The sequence below is a fragment of the Salinibacterium sp. CAN_S4 genome (assembly GCF_015752305.1).
Taxonomy (GTDB): Bacteria; Actinomycetota; Actinomycetes; order Actinomycetales; family Microbacteriaceae; genus Rhodoglobus.
Genome location: NZ_JADOVB010000001.1, coordinates 1248031 through 1263991, shown reverse-complemented (window position 1 = coordinate 1263991; position 15961 = coordinate 1248031). Strand labels below are relative to the sequence as shown.

General features: G+C 66.4%; 16 protein-coding genes. 12 read left to right on the top strand and 4 right to left on the bottom strand.

What is annotated here, in order from left to right; all coding sequences use genetic code 11:
* The first annotated feature begins 123 nt into the window (after positions 1-123).
* The 4 genes from IWX81_RS06260 to IWX81_RS06245 are packed head-to-tail and all read left to right on the top strand — an operon-like array spanning position 124 to position 4734.
* Positions 124-753, top strand: coding sequence for a TetR/AcrR family transcriptional regulator (locus IWX81_RS06260; protein WP_199280325.1), 630 nt, complete (start codon positions 124-126; stop codon positions 751-753).
* A complete protein-coding gene (locus IWX81_RS06255; protein WP_199280324.1) occupies positions 750-1970 on the top strand; it encodes an alanine racemase in 1221 nt (406 codons plus the stop codon). The genes IWX81_RS06260 and IWX81_RS06255 overlap by 4 nt, the downstream gene beginning before the upstream one ends.
* Positions 1967-3292 carry a D-arabinono-1,4-lactone oxidase gene (locus IWX81_RS06250; protein WP_334593275.1) on the top strand — a complete coding sequence of 442 codons (1326 nt, stop codon included), beginning with the start codon at positions 1967-1969 and terminating at the stop codon, positions 3290-3292. The genes IWX81_RS06255 and IWX81_RS06250 overlap by 4 nt, the downstream gene beginning before the upstream one ends.
* Complete coding sequence (locus IWX81_RS06245; RefSeq protein ID WP_334593273.1) at positions 3289-4734, top strand: GH1 family beta-glucosidase; 1446 nt, start codon at positions 3289-3291, stop codon at positions 4732-4734. The genes IWX81_RS06250 and IWX81_RS06245 overlap by 4 nt, the downstream gene beginning before the upstream one ends.
* A 9-nt stretch (positions 4735-4743) precedes the next feature.
* Here IWX81_RS06245 and IWX81_RS06240 read toward each other — a convergent pair whose 3' ends face one another.
* The gene (locus tag IWX81_RS06240; protein ID WP_199280323.1) at positions 4744-5283 is read right to left on the bottom strand and encodes an adenine phosphoribosyltransferase; all 540 of its coding nucleotides are present in this window, start codon (positions 5281-5283) and stop codon (positions 4744-4746) included.
* Between the two features lie 76 nt (positions 5284-5359).
* On the opposite strand from IWX81_RS06240, the gene IWX81_RS06235 reads away from it, so the two are divergent.
* Positions 5360-5926 carry a LemA family protein gene (locus IWX81_RS06235; protein WP_199280322.1) on the top strand — a complete coding sequence of 189 codons (567 nt, stop codon included), beginning with the start codon at positions 5360-5362 and terminating at the stop codon, positions 5924-5926.
* Between the two features lie 38 nt (positions 5927-5964).
* Entirely contained in the window at positions 5965-6855 is an 891-nt protein-coding gene (locus IWX81_RS06230) for a M48 family metalloprotease (protein ID WP_199280321.1), read from the top strand.
* Positions 6856-7184: 329 nt separating this feature from the next.
* Here IWX81_RS06230 and IWX81_RS06225 read toward each other — a convergent pair whose 3' ends face one another.
* On the bottom strand, positions 7185-8387 hold the full coding sequence (locus tag IWX81_RS06225) for a winged helix-turn-helix domain-containing protein (protein WP_199280320.1): 1203 nt from the start codon (positions 8385-8387) through the stop codon (positions 7185-7187).
* 249 nt (positions 8388-8636) lie between these two features.
* Here IWX81_RS06225 and IWX81_RS06220 point away from each other — a divergent pair, with 249 nt between their 5' ends.
* From IWX81_RS06220 to IWX81_RS06205, 4 genes are read left to right on the top strand one after another with little or no spacing between them, the layout of a single operon-like run.
* Positions 8637-9749: an ABC transporter substrate-binding protein gene (locus IWX81_RS06220; protein WP_334593267.1), complete on the top strand. Its 1113-nt coding sequence runs from the start codon at positions 8637-8639 to the stop codon at positions 9747-9749.
* A 15-nt stretch (positions 9750-9764) separates the two neighbouring features.
* The gene (locus IWX81_RS06215) at positions 9765-10709 is read left to right on the top strand and encodes an ABC transporter permease (protein ID WP_199280319.1); all 945 of its coding nucleotides are present in this window, start codon (positions 9765-9767) and stop codon (positions 10707-10709) included.
* Positions 10706-11518, top strand: coding sequence for an ABC transporter permease (locus IWX81_RS06210; RefSeq protein ID WP_334593265.1), 813 nt, complete (start codon positions 10706-10708; stop codon positions 11516-11518). The genes IWX81_RS06215 and IWX81_RS06210 overlap by 4 nt, the downstream gene beginning before the upstream one ends.
* A complete protein-coding gene (locus IWX81_RS06205) occupies positions 11515-12582 on the top strand; it encodes an ABC transporter ATP-binding protein (protein WP_199280318.1) in 1068 nt (355 codons plus the stop codon). The genes IWX81_RS06210 and IWX81_RS06205 overlap by 4 nt, the downstream gene beginning before the upstream one ends.
* Positions 12583-12628: 46 nt before the next feature.
* On the opposite strand, the gene IWX81_RS06200 is transcribed toward IWX81_RS06205, so the two are convergent.
* Positions 12629-12871 (bottom strand): hypothetical protein, encoded by a 243-nt coding sequence (locus tag IWX81_RS06200; protein WP_199280317.1) that lies wholly within the window; start codon positions 12869-12871, stop codon positions 12629-12631.
* 85 nt (positions 12872-12956) lie between these two features.
* On the opposite strand from IWX81_RS06200, the gene IWX81_RS06195 reads away from it, so the two are divergent.
* A complete protein-coding gene (locus IWX81_RS06195; RefSeq protein ID WP_334593262.1) occupies positions 12957-14114 on the top strand; it encodes an AI-2E family transporter in 1158 nt (385 codons plus the stop codon).
* Positions 14107-15342 carry a threonine ammonia-lyase gene (gene ilvA / locus IWX81_RS06190; RefSeq protein WP_199280316.1) on the top strand — a complete coding sequence of 412 codons (1236 nt, stop codon included), beginning with the start codon at positions 14107-14109 and terminating at the stop codon, positions 15340-15342. Before IWX81_RS06195 ends, ilvA begins: the two co-directional genes overlap by 8 nt.
* Before the next feature lie 122 nt (positions 15343-15464).
* Here the strand turns inward: ilvA and greA are convergent, their stop codons facing one another.
* Positions 15465-15953, bottom strand: a complete 489-nt coding sequence (gene greA / locus IWX81_RS06185) for a transcription elongation factor GreA (protein ID WP_199280315.1) — start codon at positions 15951-15953, stop codon at positions 15465-15467.
* Positions 15954-15961: the final 8 nt, after the last annotated feature.

The following is a 15961-nucleotide window of genomic DNA, read 5'->3' as shown; positions in this document are numbered from 1 at the left end:
GACAAGTCAATCCCCACGCGCCATTGTTGCGAAATACTCAGCTTGAGGTGGTGGAGCATCCGGTTGTTGCGCAGTGGGGCGAGCGTCTGGGACACTTGACCCATTCCGGCCGGGGAGGGCGACGTGGTTCGACTGTCAGTCACCGAACGTCGTGTGCTGCTCGCGGCATCCGCCCTTCGGGTCATCGGCCAGCGCGGTCTGTCCCAGGCGACGACCCGCGCGATCGTGGCCGAGGCCGGGATGTCGCTCGCGAGCTTCCACTATGCGTACCGCTCCCGCGACGAACTTCTCACCGAGGTCATGCAGCGCGTCGTCGATGGTGAAATGGAAGCAGCCAGCCTGTCGCTCAAGCCGGGGAGCGACATCCGCGACTCTGTACTGGACGGCATCCACGCCTTCTTCGAGTACGTGCGGGCGGATCCGGAGCACGAGCGTGCACTCCAGGAACTGCTGCAGTATGCGCTGGTCACACCCGGTCTCGATCATCTCGCCAGGGCGCAGTACGAGAGCTACCACCGGGCCGCCACCGAACTGCTCAGCAGCGCAGCTCTCGCCGCGGGGGTGACGTGGAAGGATCCGCTGGCCGACGTCGCTCGATTCGTCGTGACGATCACCGACGGGATCACGCTGGCGTGGCTCGCCGACCGTGACACCGCCGCAGCGGAACGCACGATCGAGCTCGCGGCAACCGCCATTGCGCGGCTCGCGGAACCAGAGCTCATGCCCACCACGATCCGGAGCGGCCGCGCATGAGACTCACGAGGCCCGTCACGGAGCCCTGGCTCGCGCCCCAGGAGTACTGGCCGAGGCTGTCGGAATCGACGGCAGGGCTCGACACACCGTTCGGAACCATCGACACCGAGGCTCTCGCCTTCAACGCGCACGACATGCTGCGCCGTGCGCAGGGCGCACCGATCCGGGTCGCGAGCAAGTCGGTGCGCGTCAGGGGCGTCATCGACGCGGTGCTGGCCCTGCCCGGCTACCGGGGAGTGCTCGCCTACACGCTCGCCGAGGCGCTCTGGCTCGCCGAAACCATCGACGATGTCGTGGTCGGCTATCCCTCGGTCGATCGCACATCGATCGTCGCCCTCGGCAGCTCGGCACTGCTCGCCAGCCGGGTCACGATCATGGTCGACTCGATCGAGCAACTCGACGTCGTGGATGCTGCGGTGCCGCCAGGCAGGCGAGAGAACATCCGGGTGTGTATCGAGCTCAACGCCTCCTGGAAATCCCGGATGCTCGGATACATCGGTGTCTTCCGTTCGCCGGTGTACACCGTCGACCAGGCCACCGAACTCGCCAGGGCCATCGTTTCCCGACCCGGCTTCACCCTCGTCGGACTCATGGCCTACGAATCCCAGATCGCCGGCGTCGTCAACCGACCCGCAGGAAAACCCGTGATCGGGCGTGTCCTCGACTGGATGCAGAAGAACTCGGGAGAGGAGATCATCCATCGCCGCGGCGAAGTGGTCTCCGCCCTCGCGAACCTCACCGAACTAGAGTTCGTGAATGGTGGCGGCACCGGATCGCTCGAGCTGACGGCATCCGACCCCTCTGTCACCGAGATCGCGGCGGGAAGCGGTCTCTTCGGCCCGCACCTCTTCGACGGCTACAGCCACTTCCAGCCCGCGCCCGCGGCGGCCTTCGCCCTCTCGGTCGTGCGGAAGCCGACTCCGCAGATGGCGACCATGCTCGGCGGCGGCTGGATCGCCTCAGGACCACCGGCTCCCGATCGACTCCCGCTGCCGGTCTGGCCTCCCGGTCTCGGATTCGTCACCCGCGAGATGGCGGGGGAGGTGCAGACTCCCCTCACGGGTGCCGGCGCGCTTTCCGTCGGAGACCGGGTGTGGTTGCGGCACACCAAAGCCGGGGAGCTGAGCGAGCACCTGAATGAATTCGCGATAGTCGAAGACGGGAAGATCACCGAAATGATGCCGACATACCGTGGAGAAGGAAAGGCGTTCCTGTGACGATCACCACCTCGAGCATCACCGCTGGCCGGCCGTGGCAGAACTGGGGGCGCTCGGTGAGCGCACATCCCGCCTGGATCGCCACGGCGTCGTCGATCGATGACGTAGTGGCTGCCGTGGATTTCGCCCGCGATCATGGGCTCACCCTCAAGCCGATCGGTGCCGGTCACAGCTTCACCTCCATTGCCGCGACGGACGGCGTGCAGCTCGACGTCGCCGGGCTCGGCGGCATCCTCTCGGTCGATGGCAACCTCGTCAGGGTCGGCGCCGGCACCTATCTGCATCAGCTACCCGCCCTGCTGGCTCCGCTCGGCCTCGCGCTCGAGAACATGGGCGACATCGACTCGCAGACCGTCGCCGGTGCGACCTCGACCGGCACCCACGGCACTGGGACGGCGTTCGGTGGCCTGGCTACCCAGGTCGTGGCGATCACCCTGGTGACCGCGGACGGCAGCGTGCTCACCATCAGCCGTGACCAGAATCCCGAGCTGCTCCCCGCGGCCAGGCTCGCCCTCGGCGCGCTGGGCGTCATCGTCGACGTGACCCTCAGGTGCGTTCCGGACTTCATGATGCACGCCGTCGAGAAGGCCGAGCCGCTCGAGGAGGTTCTCGACGATTGGGCGCACCGCGCGTCATCCGTCGACCACTTCGAGTTCTACTGGTTCGCACACACCACCTCCGCCCTGACCAAGTCCAACACGCGGCTGCCCGCGAGTACTCCTCGCAAGGTCCAGGGGCGACTGGCTGCCTGGGTCGACGATGAACTGCTGCCCAATCGGCTGTACGCGGCACTATGCGAACTCGGCGTCAGGATGCCGTCGACCACCCCGCCACTCAACCGGCTCTCCGAGCGGCTCGTCGCCACGCGCGAGATCACCGACAGCTGGCATCCCGTCTTCACCTCGACGCGGCGGGTGCGATTCCGGGAGATGGAATACGCGATCCCCCGGGAGAATGTTCCGGATGCCCTCCGCGAGATCCGCGCAACCATCGAGCGCAACGGCTGGCGCATCACGTTCCCCGTCGAGGTGCGCGCCACCGCCGCCGACGACAACTGGCTGTCGACCGCCCACGGTCGAGACACCGGCTACATCGCCGTCCACCGCTACTTCCGCGAGGATCCGACCGAGTATTTCGCTGCGGTCGAATCGATCATGATGAGTTTCGGCGGTCGCCCGCACTGGGGCAAGATGCACCATCGCGATGCCGCGAGCCTGCGCCCGGCGTATCCGCGATTCGACGACTTCCTCGCGATCCGTGACAGGCTCGACCCCGGGCGGTTATTCGCGAACGATTATCTGCGGAAAGTTTTGGGCGAATGAGCGACAGCACTCGAGGGATCACGCGACAGCACGCACCGAGCGAATGGCTTCACGATCCCGAAGGGTTCGCGGAGACCATGCCCCGCGGGTTCGAGATCGGTGTGTCGACGGCGGCGTTCCAGATCGAGGGCGCGGTGCGCGAAGACGGCCGGGGGCCATCGACGTGGGATGACTTCATGGGACAGCCCGGTCGCATCGCCGACGGGTCCAATGCCTCGATCGCCACCGACCACTACCACCGCTATCGCGAAGACGTCGGCCTGATGAAGGAGCTGGGCATCGACTCGTACCGGTTCTCGCTCGGCTGGCCGCGCATCCAGCCCGGAGGATCCGGCGGCCCGAACCGTGCCGGAATCCAGTTCTACGACCGGCTGATCGACGAATTGCTCGCGGCGGGGATCAAGCCGATGGCCACCCTGTTCCACTGGGACATGCCCGAACCGCTGCAACACAAGGGCGGGTGGATGCTGCGCGACACCGCCAGTCGTTTCGCCGACTTCGCCCTGCTCGCCGGTGAGGCATTCGGCGACAGGGTCGATAAGTGGGTCACCATCAACGAGCCCACCACCGTTACTCTCAACGGCTACGCGCTCGGAATCCACGCGCCGGGTGCCACCCTCATGTTCGACTCGCTCATCTCGGCGCACCACCAGCTGCTCGGCCACGGACTCGCCGTGCAGGCCCTGCGGTCGGTCGGAGTGACGGGCGGCATCGGCATCACGAACGTGCATTCGCCGGTGCATCCCGCCAAAGACAACATGAAGACCAGGGCCTATGCCGAGGTCTTCGACATCATCCACAACCGCATTTTCGCCGACCCTGTGCTGCTCGGCCAGTACCCGAAGTTCCCGTTCCTGTCGCGCAAACTGTTCAAGCCACTCATCGAAGTGGACCCGGCCGACCTGAAGATCATCTCCCAGCCGCTGGACTTCTACGGGCTCAACTACTACATGCCCTCGCGCATCCGGGTGGGCGCACCGTCAGACGACATGACGCCGGACGGGATCACCGTGGCCATCCGGTCCCTCCCCTTCCACCTCGCCCCGTTGCTGGAGTTTCCGAAGACCGCCTTCGGCTGGCCCATCGCCGCTGAGTTCCTCACCGAGACGCTCAGGGAATACGCCACCCGCTACGAGGGTGTGCTGCCGCCGGTGTACATCACGGAGGGCGGGGCGAGCTTCAACGATGCGGTGTCGCCCGACGGCTCCATCGACGACGCCGACAGGGTGAGCTATCTCGCCGACCATCTCGCTGCAGCCTTCGAGGGGGTGCCAGGCGTCGACCTCCGCGGCTATTACATCTGGACCCTGCTCGACAACTGGGAATGGGCCGCCGGATTCGAGCAGCGTTTCGGCCTGATCCGGGTCGACGCCGACACGCAGGATCGCACGCCGAAGCGCTCGTACCACTGGCTGCAGAAGGTGTTGCGCGCCCGGACCTAGACGGTGCCGCTATGCGATGACGAGGGAGCGGATGTCGCGACCCGGCAGTGCCTGGCGTCCACCCAGCCCGTCGAGCTCGAGCACGACGCTCACGCCGGCCACCGTCCAGCCGGCCCGCTCCACGAGCGTCGTCGCCGCGGCCAGTGTTCCGCCCGTGGCGAGGATGTCGTCGAGCACCAGCACGCGGCATCCTGACGGCAGGTCGTGGGGCTGCACCTCGAGGGTGGCCTCACCGTATTCGAGGGAGTAGCTTTCCGAGATCACGTCGCGGGGCAGCTTGCCGGCCTTGCGGATCACGGCGACCCCCACCCCGAGGGCGTAGGCGGCGGCCGCGGCGAGCACGAATCCGCGGGCCTCGACGCCCGCAACCACATCCACCCGCCCTCTGAACGGCTCGACCAGCGCATCGGTGACGAGCCTCAGTGCGCGGCCGTCGGCAAACACGGGTGTCAGGTCGCGGAAGATGATGCCCGGTTTCGGGAAGTCGGGCACGAGGGCCGTGAGCTCATCGATGGCGTCGGCGGCAGAGATCTCGAGTGTCGATGGCATACGTCGAGCCTAGGGCGAAGCTGGGAGAGCGGAGCCCGACCCTTGAAACAGAGGGGTGCTCGGATAGTATGGCGCCATGGAATTCCTCATCGTCATTGGCGTCATCGTTCTGCTCGTCGTGATCGTGGGCATCTACCTGTGGTCGACGTACAACTCGCTGGTCACCCTCAACGTGCGCGTCGACGAGGCGTGGAGCGACATCACGGTGCAGCTCAAGCGTCGTGCCGACCTGCTGCCGAACCTCATCGAGGCGGTCAAGGGCTACGCAGCGCACGAGAAGGGCGTCTTCGAGGCCGTCACCAAGGCGCGCGCCGAGACCCTCAGCGCGCAGGGACCGGTCGATGCGGCCGCAGCCGAGAACCACATGCAGAGCGCGTTGAAGAGCATCTTCGCCGTGGCCGAGGCGTACCCCCAGCTGCAGGCCAGCCAGAACTTCCTGCAGTTGCAGGGCGAACTGGTCGACACCGAAGACAAGATCCAGGCCAGCCGTCGCTTCTACAACGGTGGCGTGCGCGAGCTCAACACGAAGATCAAGGTGTTCCCCAACACCCTGTTCGTGCGCAACCTCGGCTTCACGGAGCGCGAATTCTTCGAGGTGACAGATGCCGCAGCCATCGCAGAACCGCCCCGCGTGCAGTTCTGATCTCGCCTTCTTCTACTCAGCGTGAGCGGGAAGTTTAGATGTATCGCGCCATAGCGAAGAACAAGCGCAACACGGTCTTCATCATCATCCTGTTCGTCATCATCATCGGATTCCTCGGCTTCGCGCTGAGCTTCCTGATGGGGGGCGACCCGTTGACGATCACGATCGGTACGGTCATCGGCGCCGGGATCTTCACGATCATCCAGTACTTCGCCGCGTCGCGCCAGGCGCTGTCGATCAGTGGCGCGATCGAGATCCAGAAGGCCGATAATCCGAGGCTGTACCGGATCGTCGAGAACCTGTCGATCACCACCGGCACGCCGATGCCGAAGGTCTACATCATCAGCGATTTCGCGCCCAACGCTTTCGCGACGGGGCGTGACCCGCAGCATGCGGTTGTCGCGGCGACCACCGGTCTTCTCGAGCTGCTCGATGACGACGAGCTCGAGGGCGTCATGGCCCACGAGATGGGCCACGTGCAGAACTACGACATCCGGGTGTCGATGATCGTCTTCGGCCTGGTCGTGGCCGTCGGTTTCATTTCTGACATCGCACTCCGCTACACGCTGTTCGGCGGTCGCGGCAATAACAACAACAACGGCGGCAACCCGATCATGATCGTCGTCGGCCTCGCCGCGCTCGTGATCTCACCGATCGTCGCCGCGGCAGTACAGGCCTCGATCTCGCGCCAGCGCGAATACCTCGCGGATGCCACGGGGGCGCTCACCACGCGGCATCCTGATGCCCTCGCCAGTGCCCTGCAGAAACTCGCCGACCACAGTCGCCCCATGGCCAGGCAGAACTCGACCATGGCGCACATGTGGATCTCGGATCCCACGAAGCCCGGCATCATGGACCGCCTGTTCAGCACCCACCCGCCGCTGGCCGAGCGCATCGCGCGCCTGGGCAGGATCGGCGGCGGCTTCTAGCTGCTTCTGATCAGCACGCGCGCGCCGCTGAGCTGGTCTCGACGGCTCGCCGGCGCCGAATGTTCCGCTTCCGTGGCCTGCACCACGGTTCTGGGCGTAGAAGCGGAACACTCGCCTGCGGTGTGAGGGCGGGAGACTGCGGCCGGGATGCCTGCGGTGTGAGGGCGGGAGACTGCGGCCGGGATGCCTGCGGTGTGAGGGCGGGAGACTGCGGCCGGGATGCCTGCGGTGTGAGGGCGGGAGACTGCGGCCGGGATGCATGCGGTGTGAGGGCGGGAGGCTGCTGCCGGGATGCGTGCGGTGTCTGATGGGTGCGCAGTCCGGCGGCGTCAGCCGGTCGCGGCCAGCGCACCGGCAAGGTCCGCGCTCAGGTCGCCGCGGCCGACCACCTTTACGCCGTCCATCCCCTGCCAGGCGGCGGTCTGGCGCAGTAGGGTGGCGACGCGGTCCAGGTCGACGGATGCCCCGGCCTCACGCCAGGCGGACTGCACGAGCAGCACCGAGTTCTGCCGGTCGGTCTTGAGGTCGATGCGGCCCACGATCGCATCATCCTGCAGCAGAGGAAGCGTGTAGTAGCCGAAGATCCGCTTCGGTGCCGGCGTGTAGATCTCGATCCTGTAGTGGAAGTCGAACATCCGCAGCGCCCGGTTGCGCTCCCAGACGATCGGGTCGAAGGGCGAGAGCAGCGCCATGTGGTCGATGCGCCGGGGGATCCGGGCGTCGCGGTGCAGGTAGGCCGGCGGCCAGCCCTCGACGCGCACGGGTACGACGTCGCCCGAGTCGACCAGTTCAGCGAGGGCGGTCTTCGTGACTGCCTGGGGGAGCCGCCAGTAGTCGGCGATGTCACGCACCGTCCCGATGCCGAGAGCCTCGGCGGCCGACCTCACCAGTTCGCGCACCGCATCCTGCTTGAGGATGCTGCGCCCGACGATCTCGGAGGGCAGCCGTTGCTCGGCCAGCGCGTACGTGCGCTCGAACCTGGTGCGCCCGGCGGCGACCACCTCACCGAACATGAACAGGCACTCGAGCCCGGTCTTCACATCCGACCAGCCCCACCACGGACCGGTTCGCGTGTTCGCCTCGTGTTCGATCTTTCCGGCCGGCAGCGGACCCTTCTCGGCCAGCTCGGCCCGCAGGAAGTCGAGCATGGGCGCGTGTGCCTCGGCCCAGCGACCCCAGTTGTTCGCGGGCCCGCGCCGTTCATCCATCGCCCAGCGCCACAACGGCCACGATTCAACCGGGATGATCGCCGCCTGGTGGGCCCACGCCTCGGTGTAGTTCGACCGCGGTCCGAACGTGAGGGCGTCGAGTAGCGACGTGTCATAGGTGCCCAACCGGGCGAACGCCGGCAGGTAGTGGCTGCGCTCGAACACGTTCACCGAGTCGAGCTGCAGCACACCCAGCCGCCGGATGAGCTGGTTCAGCTGCCGGGTGCCGATGGTCGCGGTCGGCTTCGCAGAGGCTCTGCGCCCGAAACCCTGTGCCGCCAGCGCGATGCGACGGGCCTGCACTGCTGACACGGATACGACCACGCCCCGACGATACCGAAAGGGGCCGACAGCGGCGCACGAACAGGTGCAGCGCCGCGTCGACAGCCGCCGTTCGTGTTCCGTTCACCGTTCGGTCGCCGTTCTGGCCCCCACCTTCCTTAGCGTGCTCACAGGCCATCCGGTTCCCCACTGCCCGCTTTCCTCTGCCGAGCTTCCCCCCACCGCTGTGCGGCAGGGCCTGTTCGGAGGGGGTCCACTCGCGGGCGGCCGGAGGCACGAAACGAGGAACCCTTGTTCAGAATGCGTCACCTCGCGGGCGTTGCGGTTATCGCCGCTGCCGCGATCACCCTCAGCGCCTGCGCGACCAGCACCCCCGAGGCATCCGATGTCGATGCGAGTATCGCCACGAGTGCTGACGACTTCGGCGGAATGGATGCCCTCATCGCCGCGGCCCAGGCCGAAGGGCAGCTCAACGTCATCGCGCTGCCCGACAACTGGGCCAACTACGGTGAGATCAAGGCCCTGTTCGAGGAGAAGTACGGCATCACCGTCAACTCGGCCGACCCCGACATCTCGAGCGCAGAAGAGATCGCTGCGGCCGACAACCTCAAGGGCCAGGACACCGCACCCGACGTCTTCGACCTCGGTACTGCCGTCACGCTCGACAGCCTCGACTACTTCGCGCCGTACCAGGTCGCCAACTGGGACGAGATCCCGGCGGAGAACAAAGAGGAGACCGGCCTGTACGTCAACGACTACACCGGCAGCATGTCGATCGGCTACGACTCCAACTCCGTGCCGAAGCCGACGAGCCTCGACGACCTTCTCGGGTCTGACTACAAGGGTGCGGTTGCTCTCAACGGCGACCCGACCCAGGCTGGAGCCGCCTTCGCCGCGCTCGGACTCGCCACGGTGCAGGAGGGCGGAACGCTCGACGACTTCACCCCCGGTATCGAGTTCTTCCAGAAGCTGAAGCAGGCTGGCAACTTCCTGCCGGTCGACGCCACCGGCGCCACGATCGCCTCGGGCGAGACGAAGGTCGTCTTCGACTGGAGCTACAACAACCTCGCCGCCGCGGCCACGGTCGACGGCTGGGAGGTGACCACGCTTCCCGGTGCGGTCTACACGAGCTTCTACAACCAGGCCATCAACAAGGATGCCCCGAACCCGGCGGCAGCCCGACTCTGGCAGGAATTCCTCTACAGTGCCGAGGCGCAGAACCTCTTCATCGTCGGTGGGGCGTACCCGGTGACCATCCAGTCGCTGCAGGACTCCGGCACCGTCGACACCGCGGCTCTCGACACCCTCGGCGAGCTGAAGGGTGAACTCGTCACCCCCACGGCCGAGCAGGCCGAGGCCAACGCCGCCATCCTCGCCGAGAAGTGGGCCGCCGCGATCGGCTAGCGGCACACATCCACTGTGACTGTCGCTCAGGCGCCAGCACTGACCAGCGGTGACGCCGGGGCCACCCCCCGGCGTCACCCGCTCTCAGGGCCGGCTCAGGTCCGGCCCGCGCGACGCGGCGTCGGCAAGTTTCTCGGGCTCACCCCGTTCGCGCTCTACGTGATCCTGTTTCTCGCTATCCCCACGATCCTCGCGGTGACGACGGGCTTCTTCACCGAAGACGGCGCGTTCACCTTCGACAACGTGATGGGGATCTTCGCACCCACCGTGCTCGCGACGTTCGGCAACTCGTTCCTCGTCTCCGCTGTCACGGCGGTCGTGGGGGCCGTCGTGGGGGCCCTGGTCTGCTACGCCCTGCTCGGCACGAAAGCCGAGGGTGCGCTTCGCGCGACCATCGACTCCATCTCCAGCGTGCTCGCCCAGTTCGGCGGTGTCATGCTAGCTTTCGCGTTCATCGCGACCATCGGCACGCAGGGGCTCGTGACGAGGATCCTCGCCGAGGTGTTCGGCGTCGACCTCTTCGCCAGTGGACCATGGCTCTACCAGGTGCCCGGGCTTCTCGTCGTCTACCTGTATTTCCAGGTGCCACTCATGGTCATCACGTTCATGCCCGCCCTGGAGGGCCTGAAAATCACGTGGGCGGAGGCCAACGCGACACTCGGTGGCACGCCATTCACGTACTGGACCCGCATCGCGATTCCCGTGCTCGCGCCATCGTTCATCGGCAGCCTGCTGCTGCTGTTCGCCAACGCCTTCTCCTCCTACGCGACAGCGGCGGCCCTGGTCAGCCAGGGCTCCCCGATCGTGCCGCTGCAGATCCGCGGCGCCCTCATCAGCGAGACGGTGCTCGGCCGCGAGAACATGGCAGGGGCGCTCGCGCTCGGGATGATCGTGGTCATGGTCGTCGTCATGTGGGGTTACTCGGTGCTGCAGTCGCGCACCTCGAGGTGGCAGAAGTGAGCGCCGCGAGACGGCTGGGAGCCGAGCCGAGCCGCATCACGCGCGGCCTGATCCTGGGTGTCGTCGGGGCGGTCTTCGCGATCCCGATCATCGCGATGATCCAGTTCACTTTCAGGAACGGACTCGGAGGTGACAACACGCTCGACCACTGGACGGGCCTCGTCGGCGAGGATGCCGCCCGCACCTATCGCGGGCTGCTGCAGGCCGTCGGAAACTCCGTCGTGCTCGCGATCGTGACCGTCGGCATCGTGCTCGTGCTGCTGCTGCCGACGATGATCCTCGTGCACCTGCAGTTTCCGAAACTCAGACGCGTGCTCGAGTTCATCTGCATAGTGCCGATCACCGTTCCGGCGATCGTGCTCGTCGTCGGGCTCGCTCCCGTCTACGGGATCGTGGTCAGGGTGTTCGGAAGCGGAGCCTGGACCCTCGCCTTCGCGTACGGCATCACCGTTCTGCCGTATGCGTACAGGGCGATCCAGTCCAACCTCGATGCCGTGCCCGTGGTGACGCTCAGCGAGGCCGCCCGTTCGCTCGGCGCAGGCTGGCCGACCGTGCTGCGGCTCGTGCTGCTTCCGAACCTGCGCAGGGGAGTGCTGGCGGCATCCTTCATCTCGGTCGCCGTGGTGCTGGGCGAGTTCACCATTGCCAGCCTCCTCAACCGCAACAACCTCCAGACCGCGCTGCTGCAGGTCTCCCAGTCAGACCCGTACGCCGCCGTGATCTTCGCGCTCCTGGCGCTCACCGTCGTCTTCGGCCTCCTGCTTCTCATCGGCAGGCTCGGCGCCCCACGCAATCGGAGAACAGAATGACCAGCATCGCTCCCGGAACCACCGCCACCGCCACCGGGGCTGCCGTCGAGCTCGAGGCCGTCGTCAAGAGTTTCGGCACGCACCGTGCTCTCAACGCGATCGACCTCACGATCAAACCCGGGGAGTTCGTCGCTCTGCTCGGTCCGTCCGGTTGCGGCAAGACCACGGCCCTTCGCGCGCTCTCCGGTCTCGAACTCGTTGACTCCGGCCGCATCGTCATCGACGGAGTGGACGTCGCGGCGGTGCCCACCAATAAGCGCGACATCGGCATGGTGTTCCAGTCGTATTCGCTTTTCCCGCACATGACGGCGATCGAGAATGTCGAATTCGGGCTCAGGATGCGCAAGGTCGCTGCGGGCGAACGTCGCGGGCGGGCCGCAGAAGCGCTCGACATGGTGGGGCTCGCCGCGTTTGCCGAGCGCTTCTCGCACCAGCTTTCCGGCGGCCAGCAGCAGCGTGTGGCCCTCGCCCGCGCGCTGGTGACGCGACCGAGGGTGCTGCTGCTCGACGAGCCGCTGAGCGCGCTCGATGCCAAAGTGCGGGTGCAGTTGCGCGACGAGATCCGTCGCATCCAGACCGAGCTCGGCATCACGACGGTCTTCGTCACCCACGACCAGGAGGAAGCTCTCGCCGTGGCCGACCGGGTCGCTGTCATGCGCGACGGAGCGATCGAGCAGATCGGAACTCCCGAGGAGCTCTACGCCACCCCGCGCACTCCGTTTGTGGCCGACTTCGTGGGGCTCAGCAACAGGATCCCGGCCGATCTCATCGACGGCAGGGTCGTCGCCCACGGCGTGGGCATGGAGCTGCTCGGTGAACCGATGGATGACGGACCCGTCACCGCGTACATCCGCCCGGAGGACGTCGCTCTCGCGAGCGAGGGAATCCGCGCCACCGTCGTCACGTCGAGCTTTCTCGGCAGTCTCCGCCGCACCCAGGTGGCCCTGAGTGACGAGTCCCTGGTCTCGATCCAGCATGACGTCGACGTCAGGCCGCAGCTCGGAGACGTCGTGTTCCTGAGGCTCAAGGGTGCTGCGGTCAGCGCTGTGCGCCGCACGACCTGACTCGCGTCAGTGAACGTCAGTGAACGTCAGCGAACGCCAGCGAACGTCAGCGAGCCTCGTCGAGCTGCTGCTGCGCCCAGTAGAGCTGCTTGGTGAGGGCGTTGATGTCGCGCCTGTTCTGCTCGAGTTGCGACTGGAGCTGTGCTCGCGACGCAGACAGGTCGACGACGACGGCACCAAGGGCGATGACCATGGCGATGAGGCCTGAGCCGACGGCAAGCACCAGGCGGCGGCGGTTCGTGCGCGTCGAGGTGGGGGCGCTCGGCGTTCCACTGGCTTCCGGTGTCATCGGCTTCCTTCCTGGCCTCCAACTTTACCGTTGCTATGGGGTCATATCGGGCTGCCGTCAGGGTGCCGCTGCCTAGAATTGGTGCATGAACTTCGGCAGGAAGAACCGCGACATCGCGCCCGAACGTCCCCTCGCCAGCGGCGAGGCGACGGTGCCCCCCGCACTGAGGATCGCGGGGGCGTATTCCTGGCGCATTCTGCTGGTGGCCGGCGTGATTGCGGTGTTCATCTTCCTGATCATCCAGCTGCGCGATATCGTCGTGCCGTTCATGGTCGCCGTGCTGGTCGCGGCGCTTCTCGTGCCTCTCGTGCAGTGGCTGGTGCGGCATCGCTGGCCCAAACCGCTCGCGGTCGCCGTCGCCATGCTCGGCACTATCGCGATCGTGTCCGGACTCGTCTTCGTCGTGGTCGCCGAGATCCGCAGTGGATACCCCGACCTTCAGCGCCGGTCGATCGCGGCCTATGGCGACTTCAAGCAGTTCCTGGCCGGTCCACCCTTCCAGATCGACGACGCCCAGCTCAACGGATTCATCGGGCAGGCCGTCACCGCGATCCAGCGGGACAGTCAGGTGCTCCTGAGCGGCGCTCTCTCGCTCGGCTCGACCGCTGGCCATGTGCTCGCCGGCCTTCTTCTCGCCATCTTCGCGACCCTGTTCATCCTGATCGACGGTAAGAGGATCTGGTCCTGGATGGTGCGGCTCTTCCCCAGGACGGCCCGGACTGCGGTCGACGGTTCCGGTCACGCCGGCTGGATCACGCTGACGACCTTCGTCAAGGTGCAGATCTTCGTTGCGGCGGTGGATGCCACGGGCATCGGTCTCGGCGCATGGATCCTGGGCCTCGTGTTCGGGGGCTTCCCGCTCGTGATCCCGATCGCGATCGCGGTGTTCCTCGGTTCCTTCATCCCGGTGGTCGGCGCACTCGTCACCGGCACGATCGCCGTGTTCATCGCCCTCGTCTACCTCGGGCCGCTGCCCGCCGTGCTCATGCTCGGCATAGTTCTGCTCGTGCAGCAGGTCGAGGGGCACATCCTGCAGCCGCTCGTGATGGGGTCTGCGGTGAAGGTGCATCCCCTCGCTGTCGTGTTCGCCGTAGCTGCCGGATCCTTCCTGGCGGGCATCCCCGGTGCCCTGTTTGCGGTTCCGGTCATTGCGACAGTCAATGTCATGGTGAAATACATTGCAGGCGGTGAGGGGAAGACCAACCCGCGTCCCACAGCGGAGGAACTTCTTCCTAATGCTTAACACCAACATTGGCCCCACCCTGGCTGAGTTCCAGGAGGCGCGCGATCGCGTGTCCGGCGTGGCAGACGTCACTCCCATGGAGAGCTCTCGATACCTCGCCGAGGTGCTCGGCTCGCCGGTGTTCCTCAAGTGCGAGAATCTGCAGCGCACAGGGTCGTACAAGATCCGCGGAGCCTATAACCGCATCTCGCGATTGAGCGACGAAGAGAAGGCACGGGGCGTCGTCGCGGCGTCGGCCGGCAACCACGCCCAGGGCGTCGCGTTTGCCGCGCGCGAGCTCGGCATCCCGTCCACCATCTTCATGCCGCTCGGCGTTGCCCTGCCCAAACTGCAGGCGACCAGGGCCTACGGCGCCGATGTCGTGCTGCGGGGCCATTCGGTCACGGAGCCGCTGAGGGCCGCGGCGGAATTCGCACGCACGACCGGGGCGGTGTTCATCCACCCGTTCGATCACCCCGATGTGGTCGCCGGCCAGGGCACAGTCGGTCTCGAGATCCTCGACCAGCGGCCCGACGTCGACACCATCGTCATACCGATCGGCGGGGGCGGGCTCATCTCCGGCGTCGCCAGCGCCGTGAAACAGCGCGCCGCGCTCGACGGGCGAACCGTGCGCATCATCGGGGTGCAGGCGGCCAACGCGGCGCCGTATCCGATGTCGCTGCAGATGGGCACGCCCACCGAGGTGCCCATGACACCCACGATCGCCGATGGCATCGCCGTAGCGCGCCCCGGCGAACTGAACTTCGAGATCGTGCAGGCGATGGTGGATGAGGTCGTGACCGTCTCAGAGGACGACCTGGCCCAGGCACTGCTCGTGTTGCTCGAGCGGGCGAAGCTGGTCGTCGAGCCGGCGGGAGCTGCGGGAGTCGCGGCGATCCTCGCAGGCAAGGTGACCGCGAGCGGCACGACAGTCGCCATCCTGAGTGGCGGCAACATCGACCCGCTGATGATGGAGCGCGTCATCAGCCACGGGCTGTCCACCTCGGAGCGCTACCTGCGCCTGCGCATTCCGCTGCCCGACCGCCCCGGCCAGCTCGCGCGCACGGCAGCCATCGTCGCCGAAGCGAACGCGAACGTGGTCGAGGTGCTGCACACCAGGCACAGCAACGGCATGCAGATCAGCCAGGTCGAGCTCGAGCTCCACATCGAGACGCGAGGCCCGGAGCACGCCGAAGAGGTGCTAGCCAGGCTTCGTGACGAGGGCTACGAGCCCCGCATCGACTTCTGACCTTTCATTATTCAGGAGTCTGTGGGGCTGGAGTGGTCCGCGAGTCTGATGTGACCCCGCAGATCACTGCAGCCACAGAGGTCACACAACCTCCTGAATGATGAAAGCCTGAATGATGAGAGTCAGGGCAGGTAGGTCTCGACGCTGATGATCTTTACGGCGATGGATTTACCGTTCGGTGCCGTGTAGCTGGTCTCGTCGCCGACCTTGAGGCCGATGATCGCTGTGCCCAGCGGGCTGCCTTCGCTGTACACATCGAGGTCGCTGTCGCCGACGATCTCGCGGCTGCCGATGAGGAAGGTCGACTCGTCGCCCATGATCGTGGCGGTGATGACGGTTCCCGGTTCGACGACACCGGTCGATGCCGGGGCCTCACCGACTGTCGCGTGCCTGAGCAGTTCGGTGAGCACGCGGATGCGCGCCTCGATCTTGCCCTGCTCCTCTTTCGCGGCGTGGTAGCCGCCGTTCTCCTTGAGGTCGCCCTCTTCGCGCGCGGATTCGATTTTCTTCGCGATCTCCAGGCGACCCTCACCCGAGAGCTGTTCGAGTTCCGCCGTGCGGCGGTCGAACGCTTCCTGGGTCAACCAGGTTTCCGAATGTGCTTGGGCCACGGTGCTCT

Excerpts from the sequence above, each read along its gene's own strand:
- IWX81_RS06245 (WP_334593273.1), top strand. The coding sequence starts at position 3,289 with ATGAGCGACAGCACTCGAGGGATCACGCGACAGCACGCACCGAGCGAA.
- ilvA (WP_199280316.1), top strand. The coding sequence starts at position 14,107 with ATGCTTAACACCAACATTGGCCCCACCCTGGCTGAGTTCCAGGAGGCG.
- IWX81_RS06235 (WP_199280322.1), top strand. The coding sequence starts at position 5,360 with ATGGAATTCCTCATCGTCATTGGCGTCATCGTTCTGCTCGTCGTGATC.
- IWX81_RS06200 (WP_199280317.1), bottom strand. The coding sequence starts at position 12,871 with ATGACACCGGAAGCCAGTGGAACGCCGAGCGCCCCCACCTCGACGCGC.
- IWX81_RS06195 (WP_334593262.1), top strand. The coding sequence starts at position 12,957 with ATGAACTTCGGCAGGAAGAACCGCGACATCGCGCCCGAACGTCCCCTC.
- IWX81_RS06205 (WP_199280318.1), top strand. The coding sequence starts at position 11,515 with ATGACCAGCATCGCTCCCGGAACCACCGCCACCGCCACCGGGGCTGCC.
- IWX81_RS06230 (WP_199280321.1), top strand. The coding sequence starts at position 5,965 with ATGTATCGCGCCATAGCGAAGAACAAGCGCAACACGGTCTTCATCATC.
- IWX81_RS06240 (WP_199280323.1), bottom strand. The coding sequence starts at position 5,283 with ATGCCATCGACACTCGAGATCTCTGCCGCCGACGCCATCGATGAGCTC.
- IWX81_RS06255 (WP_199280324.1), top strand. The coding sequence starts at position 750 with ATGAGACTCACGAGGCCCGTCACGGAGCCCTGGCTCGCGCCCCAGGAG.